This is a genomic window from Clostridium aciditolerans, from assembly GCF_016316925.1.
Lineage (GTDB): Bacteria > Bacillota > Clostridia > Clostridiales > Clostridiaceae > Clostridium_AM > Clostridium_AM aciditolerans.
On record NZ_JAEEGB010000064.1, the window covers coordinates 1 to 1,203 of the forward strand.

The 1,203-nt window shown below is 37.8% G+C and carries 1 protein-coding gene; it reads left to right on the forward strand.

The features are described from left to right. Positions 1 to 4: 4 nt before the first annotated feature. The gene (gene tuf, locus I6U51_RS24465; protein WP_211145157.1) at positions 5 to 1,198 is read left to right on the forward strand and encodes an elongation factor Tu; all 1,194 of its coding nucleotides are present in this window, start codon (positions 5 to 7) and stop codon (positions 1,196 to 1,198) included. Positions 1,199 to 1,203: the final 5 nt, after the last annotated feature.

Genomic DNA, 1,203 nt, shown 5'->3' on the forward strand with positions numbered 1-1,203 from the left:
AAAAATGTCAAAAGCTAAATTTGAAAGAACAAAACCACACGTAAACATAGGAACAATAGGTCACGTAGACCACGGTAAGACAACATTAACAGCAGCAATAACAACAGTATTATCAAAAAAAGGATTTGCAGAAGCATTTGATTATGCATCAATAGATAAAGCACCAGAAGAAAGAGAAAGAGGAATCACAATCAACACTGCACACGTTGAATATCAAACAGATAACAGACACTATGCACACGTTGACTGTCCAGGACACGCTGACTATGTAAAGAACATGATTACAGGAGCAGCACAAATGGATGGAGCAATACTAGTTGTAAGTGCAGCAGATGGTCCAATGCCACAAACAAGAGAACACATACTACTAGCATCAAGAGTTGGTGTTAACTACATAGTAGTATTCTTAAATAAAGCAGATATGGTAGACGATCCAGAATTATTAGAATTAGTAGAAATGGAAGTAAGAGAGTTATTAAACGAGTATGACTTCCCAGGAGATGATACTCCAATAGTAACAGGATCAGCATTAAAAGCATTAGAAAACCCAACAGATGCAGAAGCAACAAAATGCATAATGGAATTAATGGATGCAGTAGATAGCTACATTCCAACTCCAGAAAGAGCAACTGACAAACCATTCTTAATGCCAGTAGAAGACGTATTTACAATCACAGGAAGAGGAACAGTTGCAACAGGAAGAGTTGAAAGCGGAATATTAAAAGTTGGAGACGAAATCGAAATCGTAGGATTAAAAGAAGAAAAGGGCAAGACTGTATGTACAGGAGTAGAAATGTTCAGAAAGCTTCTTGATCAAGCGATGGCAGGAGATAATATCGGAGCATTATTAAGAGGTGTTCAAAGAACAGATATCGAAAGAGGTCAGGTATTATCAAAACCAGGTTCAGTACACCCACACAAGAAATTCGTAGGTCAAGTATACGTACTTAAGAAAGAAGAAGGCGGAAGACACACTCCATTCTTCGATGGATACAGACCACAATTCTACTTCAGAACAACAGACGTTACAGGAAGCATCAAATTACCAGATGGAATGGAAATGGTAATGCCAGGAGACCACATCGACATGAACGTTGAATTAATCACTCAAGTAGCAATGGATGAAGGACTAAGATTTGCTATAAGAGAAGGTGGAAGAACAGTAGGTTCAGGAGTTGTTTCTAAGATAGTTGAGTAATTATT